Annotated in this window: 8 protein-coding genes; 1 reads left to right on the top strand and 7 read right to left on the bottom strand. The window is 55.3% G+C overall.

Going from position 1 to position 16,889, the window contains the following annotated elements:
- Positions 1–92: 92 nt before the first annotated feature.
- The 5 genes from AC5DDB_RS16270 to AC5DDB_RS16250 form a co-directional block, all read right to left on the bottom strand.
- Positions 93–3,491, bottom strand: a complete 3,399-nt coding sequence (locus AC5DDB_RS16270) for a mechanosensitive ion channel domain-containing protein (RefSeq protein ID WP_491740797.1) — start codon at positions 3,489–3,491, stop codon at positions 93–95.
- A gap of 200 nt (positions 3,492–3,691) precedes the next feature.
- Positions 3,692–5,206, bottom strand: coding sequence for a uroporphyrinogen-III C-methyltransferase (cobA, locus tag AC5DDB_RS16265; protein ID WP_491740796.1), 1,515 nt, complete (start codon positions 5,204–5,206; stop codon positions 3,692–3,694).
- Between the two features lie 33 nt (positions 5,207–5,239).
- Positions 5,240–5,920: a hypothetical protein gene (locus AC5DDB_RS16260; RefSeq protein ID WP_491740795.1), complete on the bottom strand. Its 681-nt coding sequence runs from the start codon at positions 5,918–5,920 to the stop codon at positions 5,240–5,242.
- A gap of 227 nt (positions 5,921–6,147) precedes the next feature.
- On the bottom strand, positions 6,148–7,719 hold the full coding sequence (dnaA, locus tag AC5DDB_RS16255) for a chromosomal replication initiator protein DnaA (protein ID WP_491740794.1): 1,572 nt from the start codon (positions 7,717–7,719) through the stop codon (positions 6,148–6,150).
- A 482-nt stretch (positions 7,720–8,201) separates the two neighbouring features.
- Entirely contained in the window at positions 8,202–9,464 is a 1,263-nt protein-coding gene (locus AC5DDB_RS16250) for a glycosyltransferase (protein ID WP_491740793.1), read from the bottom strand.
- A 539-nt stretch (positions 9,465–10,003) separates the two neighbouring features.
- Between AC5DDB_RS16250 and AC5DDB_RS16245 the strand changes: the two genes are divergently transcribed.
- Positions 10,004–11,413, top strand: coding sequence for a sigma-54 interaction domain-containing protein (locus tag AC5DDB_RS16245; protein WP_491740792.1), 1,410 nt, complete (start codon positions 10,004–10,006; stop codon positions 11,411–11,413).
- A gap of 205 nt (positions 11,414–11,618) precedes the next feature.
- On the opposite strand, the gene AC5DDB_RS16240 is transcribed toward AC5DDB_RS16245, so the two are convergent.
- Both AC5DDB_RS16240 and AC5DDB_RS16235 read right to left on the bottom strand, forming a co-directional pair.
- Entirely contained in the window at positions 11,619–15,101 is a 3,483-nt protein-coding gene (locus AC5DDB_RS16240; protein ID WP_491740791.1) for a PVC-type heme-binding CxxCH protein, read from the bottom strand.
- Between the two features lie 88 nt (positions 15,102–15,189).
- Positions 15,190–16,812, bottom strand: a complete 1,623-nt coding sequence (locus AC5DDB_RS16235) for a ThuA domain-containing protein (RefSeq protein ID WP_491740790.1) — start codon at positions 16,810–16,812, stop codon at positions 15,190–15,192.
- Positions 16,813–16,889 lie beyond the last annotated feature (77 nt).

Below are 16,889 nucleotides of genomic sequence, written 5' to 3'. Positions count from 1 at the left end.
TCCATCGTGCCGCAGCATCATGCCGTGAACTCGCGAAAACGGAACACATGGGGTTTCGCGTCTTGAATGCACATCGCAGGTCGTAATACGGTCTAGTCGTCTTGTTGAGTCGCGAGTTTCGGATTTTCAGAAAGATCTTCGCTAGGCATTTGACGGACGCGAATATCCCGCTGCGGCACCGCGATCTCGATGTTTTCTTCACGGAAGCGTTCCAGGATTTGCGTGCGGATTTCGTTGATCAGGTCAACACGACCATCGAAACTTCCGAGGTAGGCAATCACTGCGAAGTCTAAAGTGCTCTCGCCGAAACCATCGAAATTGACCATGGGGCCCGGCTCTTCCAGAACCTTTTCGTGTTCGCTGAGGATTTCCAGAAGGATGGCTCGCACTTGTCGCGGATCGGAATTCCGAGCCACTCCCACTTTGATGACCACGCGGTTGAGCTGCCCTGAAAGCGTCCAGTTCAGCACGCGGCCGGTGATGAGATCTTTGTTGGGAATCAGGTAGTCTTGCTGATCCCAGTTTCGGACGGTTGTCGCCCGAATTTGCACGCGAGTGACGGTGCCGGTGACGCCATCGAATGTCACAATATCGCCAACACGAACCGGACGCTCGAAAAGCAGTAACACGCCAGAAACGAAGTTGGCCACTAATTCTTGGAGACCAAACCCAAGTCCGACGGACAAAGCCGCCACCAACCATTGCACCTTCGACCAACCGATTCCCACGATCGAAAAGGCGGTTCCGACGGCAATCGCTAGCAAGATGTAGCGAATGATCGTGCTTAGGGCATAGCGGGCACCGGCATCGAGCGACGCCATGCGGAGTGATCCAACTTCGATCAGCCCCGGAATGTTCCGGCTCAGTTGGAATGCAATCAAGACGATCAGCACCGCTAATAACAAGTCGGCAATTGTCACCACATCCAGGCCAACGGAATCACCGATGCTCGCGGCGGAGAAGGGGCCGTCCGCGGACCAAATCGGATGGATCAGCACATCGCGATAACCCGGTAGAACGTTGAGCCAAATCAGCCAGATTCCCGCTACCGCACTCACCGCGAGAAAGACTTTCAACAACTGGCGGGTTTGACGATTGACCATCGGAAGGTCAATTGGTTCGTCGACGGTTTTGTCGGCATCGTTGTGAGGCGAGTACTCCGTTTGAGCAAGCTCGGTTGGCGGCGTCTTATTCTTGCGGGCGGCTTGCAGTGCTAACTGTCCACGAACCAACCACAACCAACGAGCCGCCAACCCATGCAGCACAAGCATTCCCAAGCCAAGACATGCCGTCGCGAAAATTCGCATCGAAAGCTGCACGGCGGTGAAATGGAAACCCAGGAACGAGAGACCAGCCACGAATAATGGCAACGCAACCGCAAACGCATAGCTGATTCTCACCAACAGCGAACGCTCGAACGTAGCTGCTGGTGGAGCCTCGGCATTCAACTTTTGCAATGCCCGTCTCAAGAAGACAGCCAATAGCAACATGCCCGCGATAAATACCAACCGGCCCAAACTGTCGATTCGGATCAAGTCGCCTTCGAATCGAATATGACCATAGGCGAACGCTAGCGGTACGAGACTCAACGTTAGCCAATAGAGATTTCGCCGGGCGATCGATCGTCGGGCGAATGTCCAACGAAAATGGGCTTCGGCCAAACCGTTGTTGCCGAGGATTCGCCGCGTCAGTTCCAAGGCCACATACACGACACCGGCGAACATTAAACCGGCCCCCACTGCCCGTGTGAACTCCGCAGCCGTTGGCGAATAAGTCAAACACCAACCGATTCCGAACACTAAGCTCGGCCACAACCATGTGAGCAAAACCGTCAACCAACACGCTTGCAACGTGATGCGAAACGGGACCAGAACACTCCGCGCAGCTTGCTGACCCAGCTCCCGCAAACGCGACTGCATTCGTGACCGCCCAACCGCTAGCACAGCAAAGACGATCAATGACGACAAACACAAAAACGTGCGAGTCCAAATGACTTCCCACGTATCTGCAAGCACGCGACGCCAATTGCTCGGTGAAGCAAACCAAGCGAAACTATCCAAAGAGTTGCGGAGACTTTGCCAACCGAACACACCTCGCGCTCGCACCCACATCAAATGTTCGGCAACGAGTTCGGTGACACGCTCCGTCGAGTTGTGCAACTCTTGTTCGTTGGCATTGACGTCGATCAGAAGATCGAAATAGGCGGTGTAGTCGGCTTCTAAATCCTGCAAGAGTTGTCGTTGAGTGGCAAGCAATTCTTTGCCAGTCTCGATAAACGCCTCGGAAGTGTCTTCAGACTGAGCAAGCGAAGCCAGTTCGTCGGAAGTGTCGTCGAGTTGTGATTTGCGGTTGCGAACATCAGCCAGTTGAAACCGAACTTCCGCGATGTTGCTGCGACGCAAATCCATTGAACGTTCGAGATCGCTCATCCGTGGCATCTGGCTTTTCGCTTGTAACAACAAGTCCCCCGAATAGGCGGCCATACCGGGCAATTTGAGTTTCTCGGTGACCTCTGTTTCGATCTCATGAGCCCGGTCCACCCGCTTCCGTGATTGTTGAAGCTCTTGATCGGCCTGCTGAATGCGGGCAACCAAACCTGCCGATCCGATCCGCATTTCCGCCAGCCGAACATTCTCTTCCGCAATGGGACGCAACTGGGGCTGCGTTTTCTCTGCTGCTGCTAACGCTTGCTTGGCTTGTTCCAATGCCTCGGCGAGACGTTTTTGATCCAAAAGTTCGCTTAGCGTCGCGACTTGTCTTTCCAAATCAGCCACTTCACGAGCGGCAAGTTGCTGCCGGAGATCGAGTAACTCCGTCGTCGCATGATAGGCGGGAAGTTCCGCGTCGAGTGCTTCGAGCTTCCGTTTTTCTGCTAACTGGGTTGCTCGTTGAAGTATCGCGGTTGCCTGGGCCAACTCGGGAGACGTTCCGGGAGCCGGAGACGTTTGGAGGGCTTCCTCGAGTTTCGCGATCCGGTCGTTGGCCGACTTACGGATGTCTGCCGCCGCGGTTCGTCGATCATCCCGGCGGGCCGGATCTTTCTTGAGGTCTTCCAGTTTCGACTTGGCTTCGTTCAGTGTTTGCCGAGTTGTTGACAACAACTGATCCAACTCCGAGATTCCAGCCGTCGACGGTATTTCGAGGTCGGTTGTCGAATCGGGCTGTGCAAGTTTTTCTTGGAGTCGTTTGAGTTCCGTCGGGGCATCGGCCTGCAACTTTTTCCAGCCGGCGGCATCACGCGTGAGCTGATCGGCCAATTCGATTTGCGTGGCGGCATCCTCATAGATTTTGAGAACCTTCGCCTTCTCGTCATCAGCGAGCGACGACGCCTCGATGAGTTTTAGACGACGCGAAATAAAATCGGTCGTGAGTTCCTCACGCTGCGAAGGCTCCGTTTCGGCACTGTCCGCCTCGGATTGTGCCTGTAACGGAACGGCTTCGCCCAATACGAAGCCGCAGGCAAGAACGAGAGGAATCAGATTCCGCAGCATGATAATAATCTCAGTCGACTGCTGACCCTGGAACGGACGCCATGATCGCCCGTATTCAAGCTCAGTCTAACGCCTACGAAGATTTTCCTCAGCCGCACATCGTCGGATTCCCGCAACGCGAAGAAAGCGAGCCCGAATGGGACTTCCGCCAGCGGGTCGCTTCGTCTGTATTGCACACGGAAACTGCAATTCCGCGGACGTTACTGAAAATCCCGGATGGCTCGGAAGATACCGGCCCATGTGAATTCGCTGGCAACCGTTGCGATGGGCAGACCGATTTCCTCGGCGGCCTCTGCGGTGACCGGGCTGATCGCCGCAAGTCGAGTTTTTGCTCCCAGATGCCGAGCCGCGGTTTCCCCAATGAAGCTCCGCAAATTACGGGCGATCGACGGACTGCTCAGTCCGATCCAATCGACTTCACCGGCATCCAATAACGATTGTTCGAATTCGGGTAGGGCAGTCGCGTCGTGGTTGTGATAGACAACGAGTTTTTCGACGGTTGTTCCGCCGGCCGTGAGTTCGTCGATCAACACATCCCGGCCGCGATTTGCACCCGCCCAAAGCACCCGTTGCCCGGCGGTCAGCGGCTTGAGCAACTCCGCGAGCGCCTCGGCCCGGTATTCCTCCGGTACGACATCCGCCCGCAAATGGTAACTCTCCAAACTCGCAGCGGTCGACGGCCCGATCGCCGCGAACTTGAGATGGGCCAACCGGCGGGCATCATGACCCGTCTGCCAAAGCCGATCGAGCAACGACTGCACACCATTGGAACTCGTGAAGATCAACCAATCGAACTCGTCAATCCGCTCCAATGTGGCGTCGACAGCATCCCAATCGTCCGGGGGCGAAATCTCGATTGTCGGCAACAGCAATGGTCGCCCGCCGAGTTCGAGACATTGTTGAATTTGGTCGTCTGTTTGCCCGATGGGTCGCGTGATGCCGATCGTCTTGCCGAATAATGGTTTCTTCTCGAACCAGGCAATTTGTTCGCGTTGAGCGACACACTCGCCAACGATGATCAACGACGGTGCCTGTAACTTCGCTGCTGCAACTTCGACGGGCAAGTCTTGCAGCGACGCGGTCACTGTGCGTTGCAAGGACGTGGTCGCGCGACTGATCACGCACGCGGGAGTGGCTGGGTCTTTACCCGCTTCAATCAACGCACTGGCAATCTGTGGCAAGCGATGCAGACCCATGTAGAACACAAGTGTTCCACGAAAGGCAGCGAGTTGATTGTAGTCCAACGACGATTCAAACTTCGTCGGGTCTTCATGACCGGTGATGAACGCCACGGCCGACGCGAAATTGCGGTGCGTCAAAGAGATGCCGGCGTATTCGCCTGCCGCGACGGCTGCGGTGACTCCCGGCACAACCTCAAACGGAATGCCTTCCGCTGCCAATGCCGCCGCTTCTTCGCTACCACGCCCGAAGATAAACGGATCACCACCCTTAAGCCGGACCACCGTCTGACCGGCTTTGGCCGCTGCAATCAAGCGTTGATTGATTTCTTCTTGATCAATCCTTCGGCCGTCCGGCCCCATCGCGCGACTGGTTCGTTCGGCCGTCGCTTGGGAGTGTCGCAAGATGAGCGGATTGACCAGGCCGTCATATAGCACGACATCCGCTCGACGCAAACATTCCACGCCACGCAGCGAAATCAAACCCGGATCACCCGAGCCGGCTCCGACGAGATAAACAGTACCGAAGTTGGACATGAATATAGGGTCTAGGGGTTCCAGGAACGGTCGTTATTTCACAGGCACCCACTCATCAATTTTTCGATCTTTGTTCTTTGAGATAAGATTTCCCCACCGGTACAAACGACCCTCCTGAAATTGCCAATGTGTCACCTGTCCTCCATCTTTCTGAATAAGTACGTAGTAGCCCTGAGGACACCATGACCATGCTCCATTCCAGTCTTCAAACCCAATGTTTACAAAGGTCCCATCACGATCAAAGCGGACGCCGTTCTGATTCGGCGATTTTGCTGGAACCCAATGGCCTACGATGGCAAATGGGTCATCGTTCTGCCAATTCTTGGGTATAGAATCGATTTTCTCTTTTAATGATTTGACCGTTTTCTCAATTGCCGTTGCTGTCTGGAAATCGCCTATTTCCGTCGCTTTGTTGACTCGCTCCAACAGTCCAGCGAGCTGCTTAGTGAGCAGCGCCCGACGTATGTCTTCGTGCCAATCGAGAGGAATTTTCGACAATAGTGTCTCAAATGCCTTTTGTTTCGCAGCTTCCTTCTTTGAAACCCAGTCGTTTAACTTTGAATCACCAGTACTAAATCGTTCTACCCAATGCTGTTCAATCTCATCAATCGCAGCCGTGACTACATCACTGACATCATCTTTAGTTTGCGTTCGATATTTCCCAAGTTTGGCAAGCGACGCATCGATTTGCCGTCTCGCATCTGAAATTGTCACAGATGTCTTCTGATCAATGCCAGAGGCGAAACTAGTTCTCGAAATCAAGCTAACAAGAATAATGAGCTGAGTATATCGTCGCATTGTAAGTCCCGCGTCCTAGACACAGTTTTTGACAGGAAAGTGCTACGATCTACCAAGGACCGCACCTGATCGATTATCTCGGAGATTACCCCTCACGCAACGTGCAATCATCAACCTTGTCGCTGGCTGAACAATTGCAAATCCTAGCCCGTTCGCAGTTGCTTCTCCAGGGTGTCGAGGATTTGGCCAACGCTCCAAGAATCTTGGGAGACCACAAGATTTTCGGAATTGTCGAGCCAACCGGTGACGCGTTTCTCGGCGGAGATGACGGTGCTGTGGTTGCGGCCGCCGAAGAAATCGCCGATCTCGCTGTATGCCGCTGGTGTGTGTTTGCGGGCGAGGAACATCGCCAACATTCGCGGCCCGGAGAGCGAACGTTTTCGCCCAGACGACCGCAAGTCGGCACCAGTCAAATTGAAGAACTTCGCAACGGCGGCTTCAATATCCGCAAGACTGACAACCCGAGTGCAGTCACGTTCCAAGTCGGCTAATGCCGTGCGTGCGAACGACAGCGAAAACGTTTGCCCAGGATTCAACCGGGCGTGTGTCGCCAGAATGTTGATCGCACCTTGTCCTTCACGCACATTCTGGAAGCGATTGGCAATCCAGGTGAGTGCGGGCGGGGTAATGGTCAACCCGAGTCGTTCGGCTTGTCGCTTGAGAATCTTCTCGCGTGCGGATACGTCCGGCGTATCAAGCTTGCACAGCAAACCCGCGACACAGCGAGAGACCAATTCGTCACTCAACTTCGTCAGCAAGTGTGGATGCCGATCGGCCGTCAACACGATCTGCTTGCCCTGGGATTCAAGTTGCCGAAAGGTGTGCAGCAGCTCTTCCGCCACGCCCTTCTTGCCATTGAAGAAGTCGAAGTCGTCGAGCAGCAACAGGTCCACACCCCGGAATCGCTGCCGAAAACCCGGCGTACTCCGATTGCGTAATGCGGTCGTGAAGTAATTCGTGAACGCTTCCGAAGTCAGGAACAAAGTCCGGGCTTTCGGATGACATCGCTTGAACTCGCGGGCGATTCCTTCGAGCAAATGCGTTTTGCCGACGCCGACTCCACCGTAGAGAATAACGGGGTTCCCGACGGTGCCAGGTCGTTGACAGACTTCGCGAGCCGCAGTCGTGGCTAACAAATTGCCGGCACAACTCACGAAGTCGTCCAGCGATGAAAACCGGCGGTTGCGTTGCGAAGTGGAATCGGATTCGGGATCGAGTGTTTCCCGATCGTCGACCGTTTCTCTGTCCGGCTTTGCAACTGTTAACCGTTCGGTTTTCGACGGTGACGGTTCACTCGGTGCGGTCGAGACCACGTTCGCCGCCGACGGTGACGCCAACGTGAACCGGGTTTCCCCATGCGGACCAAGTACGTCTCGTACGGTTTGCACGATGACGGTACGGAAGTCTTTCTGGACCCACCGAAGCAAAAACGGGCTGACCGCGCTGACCGTGACGACGCTGCCTTCGACAGCAAGCTTCGCACCGGCTTTGAAACAACGGTTGTAGCTCCGCGGCCCTAACCGTTTTGCCAACTCGTGCTGAATTTGTTCGACGATATTCGTCAATGACGATGTTGCTTCCGTCTCTTGCTCACGATGCAAGCGTAGACCTTCCTCCGGTTCCGCCCCGGTTGATGTCGGCTCGCACTCGGCTGAATTTGCTTTCAGCGCATGAGACGGCTGTTCGTCGTGTGTTTGTCCCTGTTCGGGCAGCATCTTGCGACCCCCAACGCCCCAACCAATCGGGCTTGCTTTACACGGATGCTAGCGCAATCCGACCTGTCGGTTCGAGACGGAACCACAGATGAAAGCCCGATTCAGCGGGGATGCTGCGTGTATCTGGAAGGACGTGAAGATGAACCGTTTGTGAAGTTGTCGTGTCTCGTCCGATGAAGAGGAAACACCGTCGGATTCTCATTCGAGCCTGTCGTGGCTGTTTTCTATTGGCGAGAGGCACCAGGCCAATAAAAAATTACCGCAAAGGTCGACGGAGAGATTCGAGACAATTATGAACGGTTGATGAACTTCGCGTCTGACTCACTCATGTGTCAGATACTATCCGACAGGGAATCACTGTCAAATAACAATTCCTGGCTTTCGCCCGTCCGGGGTAGCGAGTCTCTCCGAAGGTCCGTTTTCTCTTGAAGATGAGCGCAGGTAGGAGATGTCGACTTTTTCAAATAGGCGGTTCACGGGATTCAATTATCGTTCACAACCTGTCGATGACGTACGGATTTTGACGAGTGCTCCACCGAAGTCTCCTGCGATTCGGCCGCAGTTGTTGCGTTTTCGATACGCGATGAAACTGGCCATGCCGATTCGGTTTGCTCTGCGGGTTCAAGTGGAACCAATCCCTGTTGCGAATTGGCATCATGACCGCTCGGGCGAAACACGAGGAATCGGCAGAGTAGGAAGTTAGACGCCATCCCGGCGATTACACCCAGCAACGCCGCTTGCAACGGTTCCGACGCGAAGTACGCACTCCCCAGACACAAACTGCTCCGGGTGGCCCAATTGATCAGCCCGCCGAACAAACAGCTTCCGCAGAAAGCGGCATACTGCCTCAACCACGGTCTTCGTTGCGTGTTTCGGAACGTGATCAGCCGGTTGCCCAGGTAATTCCACGTCATGGCGGTCCAAATTGCCAACACCGCCGCCGCTGGCACCGGCAACCAAGACAGCAAAACGCGAAACATCGACAAATCGACCGCAACACCCGTCAATCCCACGCACCCGAACAGAACAAACCAAATCAGATTGGGAAATCGAAACTCGTACAGTTTCCGGAGATGTCGTAGATAATTGATCTGCTCACGAAGGTTCAGTTTGCTCTCACCGTGCGTGCGATCGGCGAATTGAATCGGTACTTCCACCACCGATCGACACCGACATTTCACAATCAGTTCCAAACCGATCTTCCACCCGATCGGATCAAGGTCGGCGGCTTGTTCAAACGTCTCCCTTCGCAGAGCGAAGAAACCCGCCATCGGATCTTGAACTTTGGTCAGCGGGCGAGCCAACAGCGTGGCGACTTTCGAGTTCAGCCATCGAAAAACGCCCCACTCGGCATCGGTTCCGCCACCGGGCACATACCGGCTACCGACAACAAAATCCGCAGGGGACTCTGCATCACACACCATCCGGTACAACGCGGGGATTTGCTCCGGCGGATGCGACAAGTCCGCATCCATACACATGAGTACTTTGCCGCGGGCCTGTTGCATTCCCGCAACGACGGCACTCGCCAATCCCCGTTCTTCGGTCCGGACGATAAGTCGTAGCGGAAAATCGACTGCCAGCTCTTTGCAGACCATCGGGGTGGCGTCGCGACTGTTGTCGTCGACGATCAGAATCTCGGTCGTGATTCCCGCCGTCGTCGTTGCATGGGCAATTCGCGTCACTAACTCGGGAAGATTGGCAGCTTCCTGAAGTGTCGGCACAACTATCGTGAGATCGCACATGAGCGGCCTATTTGTTTCCAAAGGTTAGCGCCAAACCTCGTCGGCGCAAGCCTATCTTAGCAGTTCGGCCACACGTCCTCGAATCCGTCACCACAGGTGTGAAAGAAAATCTGCCGACGAGAATTGGAATGATGAGTCGACGAATCTCATGACTGACGTAAGAGATCCGTCGCAACTCAAAACAGAAGGCAAATCGAGTGCCGCAAACTCACCTGGCCGACACAACCGTGAAAATCCGGTTTTTTATTCCAAATTACCTATCTTCCGCTTGCGACTGATGAAATGCACGGGCATGATGACTTGGCCTTGGCAACAAGGTGATACAAACTGAGTCCGACCGATTGCAGTCATGTAACCTAGCGGGGACACAACCCACTCTCAGTTGCGGGCCAGAGAAATGGGTTCGTCACACTGCTTCGGTCCAAAACTTGCCTTGGACTTCGACCGGCCACACTCTCTCTCAACTTCATCGAACTCCCACACTCGATGATGTCGTGGCGATCAGAGTCTCTATTCTGTCGTGAAGGAACCGTAATCTGATGACGCCTTCCCCAGTCATTCTGACCCGCGACCCCTCATTCGCTAACCAACTTCTCACTTGGTTGGCAACTCGTTTTTCGACGGCTGCCACCGTCGTCGAAGATCGTTCAACCGCTTACACGTTGTTGTCCCGTTCGCAGTGTGCGACGGTTTTTCTCGATGTTCGCGCGGGCGATTTCGCCCCGGAAGCCGCCGCCTTTCTCCGTGAAGTCATCGACGGAGAACTCGCAGCTTTGAATCTTGTTACTGTCGGTGCCAACGCCTGCCCGGTCGAGTTGGTCGGCGTGATCGACTTGCTTAGCCAACTGCATCTCCATACCGAAAACTGTTGGAGCGACGAAGACGTTCACAATCAACTCCGAGACGTGCTGAACGCTTCGCACGCGCGACCGGTGCCACGACGGTTTACAGTCGATGCGGGCAACGTTGCCATTTCGACGTATACACCGTCGCTGTTTCCCGTGCTGGAAAATGTCAGCCGCGTGAGTCAACACAATGTGACGTTGCTGATCGTCGGTGCAACAGGCACCGGCAAAACCACGTTGGCAAAGTTCATCCACATGCTGTCGCCACGACGCGACCGTCCGTTTCAAACGCTCGCGTGTGGAGCGTTGCCGGGCGACTTGATCGAAAGCGAACTCTTTGGCCACTCACGCGGGGCCTTCACAGGAGCGGATCGCAACAAGATCGGCCGGTTCCAGGCAGCGGGTACGGGCACGCTGTTGTTGGATGAAATCGACGTGCTCGATCCGAAACAACAAGCCAAGTTGCTCCGTGTGATCGAGACCGGCGAATACGAAATGGTCGGCTCGACCGAGACGAAACACTCCGATGCCCGATTGATCGTCGCTTCCAACGTGAACTTGGAATCGCTGACGCAGAACTCCCAGTTTCGGGCCGACTTGTATTATCGGTTGAACGTGCTGGAATTTCCGCTGCCGTGTCTGAAAGATCGCCCATTAGACGTTATCCCGATGGTGCAGTCTTTTGTGAGTGAGTTCTGCGAGCAACATGGCATCGCCATTAATACCATCCACGAAGACTTTATCGAGGCGATTAAACGCTACACCTGGCCGGGGAACATTCGGGAGTTGAAGAACCACATCCGTCGCGCGGTTCTGCTGTGCGAATCGGATATGCTCACGGTCAACGATCTTTCGCCAGTCATCATTCGAGCCCAGTTTAGCGAGCCCGAATCGGATGAATCACCAGCCACTCGGAAGTCCAATGGTTGGAGCTTATCCGACCGTGTCGCTCAGAGTGAACGCGAAATGCTGATCGAAGCCCTCCGCGCCCATAACGATAACCGCACCGCCACCGCAAAAGCCCTCGGCCTGAGCCGCGTGGGTCTCTACAAGAAACTCCGCCGCTTCGGACTCGTCAAAAAATCCGCCACCAGCTCAAAGTAACGCTTTGCAAGGTCCGATTTTCCGAAGTCGCGGTCGTGAAAAGTTGGTGGCCCGCCCATCACTCGGGGTAGGGACGGGCCCGCGAGGTTGGAAAGTCGAATCATGTCCACGCAAAGCCGTGGACATGCCACCCCTCAAACAGCTACGAAGTTCGCCCTCAACTCTCCCCCCTAATTCCTAACTCCCAACCCCCAAACCCCAACCCCTAATTCAACGGTTGAGCACTCCGTAGATACGCGAACAAATTGCGAATCTCTTCGTTCGAAAGCGACTTCAACAATCCTTCGGGCATCAGGCTTTTGGGTTGTTTGATCATCTCGACGATCTGGTCACGTTCGATGGTGACCGATTGCCCGTCGACGCCCCGTAGCACGACGACGCGGTTATCCTGATCGAATAGGAACCCGCTGGCGGTGCGACCGTCGTCGGTGAGCACGAGATACGACTCAAACCCTTCGCGAATTTCCGCACTCGGGTTGACCACGTTGAGCAGAATTCGCAGGGTGTCGTCGCGGTTGTAAGTGGTGAGTGCCGGGCCGATGCGGCCGCCTTCGCCGAACAAGATATGACACTTCCCACAACTTGTGGTGTAGAGTTTCTTGCCGGCGTACGGATCACCGCCTTGATCTTCGAGAATGGCCGCCAGTTCCGCGATCCGGGCTTGCATCTGCGCGTCACTCGCTCCCTTCAAGCTTGGCCAAATCGACTTGATGTCTGCCGCCAGTTTGTCGTCACGATGTAGCGTCATTCGGCGAACCAAATCAGGTGAGACGGACTCAGCGGAAATTTTGTCATCAGCAATGGCGTCGACCAACATCTTCGCCCACACCGATCGACTGGCGAGCAAACCCTGAGCGGCGGTTTGCACGGGTTCGGTAAAACTCTCGTATATGGCGAGCACATCGCGACCGATACGCTGATCAGCATACCGAGGCAACGCCGCCAGGACGGTTTGTTGGTATTCTTCGTGCTTGACTGTTTTCAGAGAGTCGAGCAACACGGGCACGGATGTCGGTTGATCGGTTTCGCCGAAGATGCGAGCCAACTCGATGCGTTCCGCCGTTGGCGTCTTTGCGTCAGCAATGCGTTTGAGTGCCGTGTTGACCGCGGACTCGTCACCTAATCGCACATTGAGGGCGAGCGAACCACCGCCTGCGGTTGCAATCGCTTTGGTCAACTCCTCCGGCAACCCACTGAGCGAACGGCCTTCAAAGGCTTCTTCGAAACCGACGAGCAACTTCGCAGTCGCGTCTTTGTCGGGAGCAAACCCGAACAACTCGGCACAAGTGAGCAAATCGCTCCGCTTGCCCGCTGCCGCATAGCGTTGCATCAAACGACCGGCGAGCACATTCTTCACCAGCGGTCGCGACCACACTGCTTCGTCGGCGAACATCCCGACCACCGCTTCCCGGTCGCCTTCCGCATGGTTCTCGATCGCCCACCACAACAACAGTGGAACGTGGGGATCGCTTTCGTCTTCGTCGTGTTGAATCAACTGCGTGACAATTCGCAAGCAATTCTCGGCGGACAATCGACGTGCCGAGCACGCGAGTTGACTGCGAACTTCCACGTTCGTTTCGTTCTTCGCCAGTTCCGCCAACGCATACGCGACTTGCGTGCTCACGCTGTGATCGTCACACGCCAACCGTGCCGCCCACAATCGCACGTAGGGACTAGAGTGCTTAAATGCCTTCAGCAATGTCGCATCATCCAGTCCGGCCGTTTGATGCAAGGCCCATAAACATTCCAAACCGAAGTCGGTGTTGTCGCCTTCGATTCCCTGACTCAAGAGCGGAACAATCGATTTGTCCTTGCGATCCCCCAACAACCGCAACGCCTCTCGACGGAACCATTTCGACGGATGCTTCAACGTCTCGACCAGTTGCTCCGACGAAAGTTTACCGAGGTTTGTCGTGGGATACCCTTCGTAATCAGCGGCACGCAGACGATAGACCCGACCGTTAGATTTATCGATCTGGCCGGAGAAGTGTTCGCGATGGCTGATTTGCGGTTCGTAGAAATCGGCGAAGTAAATGGAACCGTCGGGACCGACTTTGATATCCACCGGACGGAATTGTCGATCGGTTGTCGTGACGGGGTGGCCGACGTCTTTCGTTTCGAAGGTCGAACCAAGTGACGAGAAATCGCTCCGCACGAGTCGCCCTTGCATCGGCTCAATACCGAACAAGTTGCCGTGGTATTGTTCGGGGAGTGCGGTGTCTTCGTAGATCACAAAGTTGTGCGTGAAACGCGGCACGCTGTGGTGTTTGATGTGCTCGAAATATCCGAAGGTAAACGGATTGGACAACGGCCCATGTTTGCCGAAGCCCTTGCGATAGTAACCACCCTGCACATAGTGAAAGCCCCGCGTGTCGCCGCCGTTGTGACCGGAGAACGTGCGGCCGCGGGCATCAATCTCCACGCCAAACGTGTTGCCACCGCCTTCGGCGAAGATTTCGTAAATGCGTTGTTCGGGGTGATACCGCCAGATGAGTTGCCCCATCGAATGCGTGACGTCTTTGCTTCCCGGCTTCTTGATGTGCCCACTAACGGTGCTTCCTTGGCCGGCGTAGATCCAACCGTCGGGTCCCCACGTCAGGCTGTTGGCGACGGAGTGCGTATCTTCCATGCCGAAGCCTTCGAGGTGCACTTCGGGATCGCCATCGGGAATGTCGTCGTGATTTTTGTCAGGGTAGAATAAGAGGTACGGCGGGTTCACCACCCACACACCGCCACGACCGACGAGACATGACGAGGCGATGTTCAAACCGTCCACAAAGGTTTTGTGTTTGTCGAATTTCCCATCGCCGTCGGTGTCTTCGTGAATCGTGATTTTGTCCGCGCCTTTGGGACCGTGTGGTGGCGGTTCGGGAACTTTGTCGTATACGCTCCGCCAGAATTTGTCCTTGCTAAGCAGCTTCAAACCTTCCGGATAAGGATACTGCAAATACTGAATGACCCACATCCGCCCGCGTTCGTCGAACGTCATGTTTAACGGCTGCCGGACATCGGGTTCAGCGAGTAGCAGATCGATCGCAAGATCATCCGGCGTGGTGAAAGTTTCGACGGCTTTCTCGGGTGGAATGGCCCCGGAGCGTTGAGCCGTCTTGAGGGCATCACCCAGACTCATGACCCGCCAGAAAATCGCGGTCGTAGTGAGTGCTGCCGGTCCGTCTTTCCAAGCGGCATCGTCACCGGTGTGGAACTCCCATTGCCCGTTGAGAGCAATACCTTGGTCCCCCGACAGCAACACCGGTGCCTGACCCAAGAACCCGCCGTGGCCGTCTTTGTCGTAGACCTTGATCGCCAGGAGATTATCTTTGCCCGGCAACATCGCGGAAGCGGAAACCTTGTGCCGGGGATTTTCGGCACTGCCATCCGTGTAGTTTGGAGGAAACCCACCGGCCCCACCGATTCGCTTGCCGTTCAAGAACACTTCGTGCACATCGCCGACTTCGGAAACAAGCAGCTCGACGTCACGACTTTTCCAAGAACTTGGGATCGTCACCCAACACCGATACCACGCGAAACCGTCGTATTCGCCGAGCGTCTGCGGTGCGTTTTCTTCCCACGCGCCGGGAACGGTGAGGTGCGTCCATTCGGCTTTTCCATCGGCGGCGTGCAGCGGTGAAAATGGAAGCCAAATTAGAGAGAGTAACAAGCCAAATCGAAACCAAGAGGATTGCATCAGGTCGAAATTCTTTGTGGAAGGTTAAAGGCGAGCGCAATCATGCCATTCCGCAAGGCGGGGTGATGGCCTGATTGGTCAATTTCGTTCACCGACCAAGGGCCCAGTCGATGCCGTTCTTAAAAAACGTGTTGAATGCGGGTTGATCGAAATCTTGAATATGTCCAAGAGCCGTATAGAACACGCGGCCGCCGTGTTTGGTCTCGTTCACCCAGGCGACGGGTTCAGGTTCCTGGTCGGGAATTTGACCGAGCAGCAACGGGGTCGCGGAACTGGCCAATGGACTGACTTTGTATAACGAACCGAACCCTTGAATCTTTGTCACATCGACGCCATCGAGAATCGGATGATCTTCCGCACCGGCGGGTATGCTGATCTCGACACGCGGACCGTTTCCGTAATGATTCGTGTAGTTCCCGCCGAGGATCTCCCGATCAAACTCCGGCCAGACCGCGTGTCCTTCCCCCGGTTCCGCATTTCGCAACGCGAACGCATGACTCGCCGTGCGAATGCCAATGACTGGTTTCCCACTTTCAATGAACTCTCGAATGCGGGCGAGTTGTTTCGTGGGTAACGCCCGTCGTCGCACACTGACCAGCACCGCGTCGGCATGTTCCAACGCTTCCAAGCCGGGCATGTCATCGCGATCGGTTTCGTTGGCGTGAACCAGTTCGAAGGCGTAGTCTTTGCCGAGTTGTTCCATCACGAACTTCGGCAGCGTTTCGTTCGTGCGATATTCTTGTTCGCCCATCACGACGACCAATCGCGGCCGTTTGTCTTCGGTGAACCGGAATGGCCGGCCGCCGAGAAATTGATCACTCGTGACCGTCGGAGCCACCCATTTTTCGATGTGAGCGACGATCAAGTCCGTGCCGGTAAAATGATTCACAAACGGCGATTTCGACGGGTCGTAGATGGTGTCGGTCAAATCGCGACAAAGCACCACGCGTTTGCCGTTCTGTGACATCTGTCGCAATCCGAACGGCCGACCGAGCACGCACATATTGGTGTGTACTCCGACGAGCATCACGTTGTGAATGCCTTTTTGTTCCAAAATGCTCCAAACTTCGTCGCCTTTGTCGCTGATGTAATCTTCGTCTTCGATGGTCAGCGTGTCGATTTGCCGAATCCAGGGGCGTCCCGGATTACGACCCTTCGCTTCCAAGTCGGCCAGAAACTTCTTCTTGAGTTCCGGGTCGTCGCCGTTGAGTCCGTCTTTCTGATCGAGCGGATACTCGCCTTGTTCTTCGGGTGGAATCTGGTAGCACCAACTGGTGATGTCCTTAGGCAGATTCTCCGACTTCGGCGTGTTGATCGCATGTTGTCGAGCGGGGTGGTCGGCGTAGAACTCCATGCAACCGCTGGGTGCATGAATGATTGTTCCGCCACGATTGCGAACTTTGGTCAGCAGCCGATTGATCCGCGGAGCCATTTCGACCACACGAGCCGCCGCCTTCGGCGAGGTATGCGTGTCCCAGACGTCACACACGATGACGGCCGTTTTCTCCGGTGCCCAACACGTGGACCGCGTGAGCGTGTGGAACCGCCCGCTATCCTCGGCGGTTTCCGTGCGGTAACGGAGATTCAACTCAAATGCCGCCGGGTTATTGCAATCGTCTTGCCCATTCAAGACGGCAAACGGTGGCTCCGCGGCTTGCCCGGTCACGGCGGTGCATAGCACGACAGTCAGTGGAAAAAGCCAATTTCGCATCGGCATCATCGACATCGGTAATTCTCCGCGAGAGTTCCCAACCTATCCAACAGCGCTTATTGATGAGTCTAAAGTGG

The organism is Thalassoroseus sp., assembly GCF_984380535.1.
Note: the sequence above shows the minus strand (reverse complement) of the source record. Positions and strands in the feature narration are given on the sequence as shown.

What these genes read in the sequence shown, in the direction of transcription:
- AC5DDB_RS16240 (WP_491740791.1), bottom strand. Translation starts at nt 15,101, where the DNA reads ATGCAATCCTCTTGGTTTCGATTTGGCTTGTTACTCTCTCTAATTTGG.
- AC5DDB_RS16235 (WP_491740790.1), bottom strand. Translation starts at nt 16,812, where the DNA reads ATGCGAAATTGGCTTTTTCCACTGACTGTCGTGCTATGCACCGCCGTG.
- AC5DDB_RS16250 (WP_491740793.1), bottom strand. Translation starts at nt 9,464, where the DNA reads ATGTGCGATCTCACGATAGTTGTGCCGACACTTCAGGAAGCTGCCAAT.
- AC5DDB_RS16245 (WP_491740792.1), top strand. Translation starts at nt 10,004, where the DNA reads ATGACGCCTTCCCCAGTCATTCTGACCCGCGACCCCTCATTCGCTAAC.
- cobA (WP_491740796.1), bottom strand. Translation starts at nt 5,206, where the DNA reads ATGTCCAACTTCGGTACTGTTTATCTCGTCGGAGCCGGCTCGGGTGAT.
- AC5DDB_RS16270 (WP_491740797.1), bottom strand. Translation starts at nt 3,491, where the DNA reads ATGCTGCGGAATCTGATTCCTCTCGTTCTTGCCTGCGGCTTCGTATTG.
- dnaA (WP_491740794.1), bottom strand. Translation starts at nt 7,719, where the DNA reads ATGCTGCCCGAACAGGGACAAACACACGACGAACAGCCGTCTCATGCG.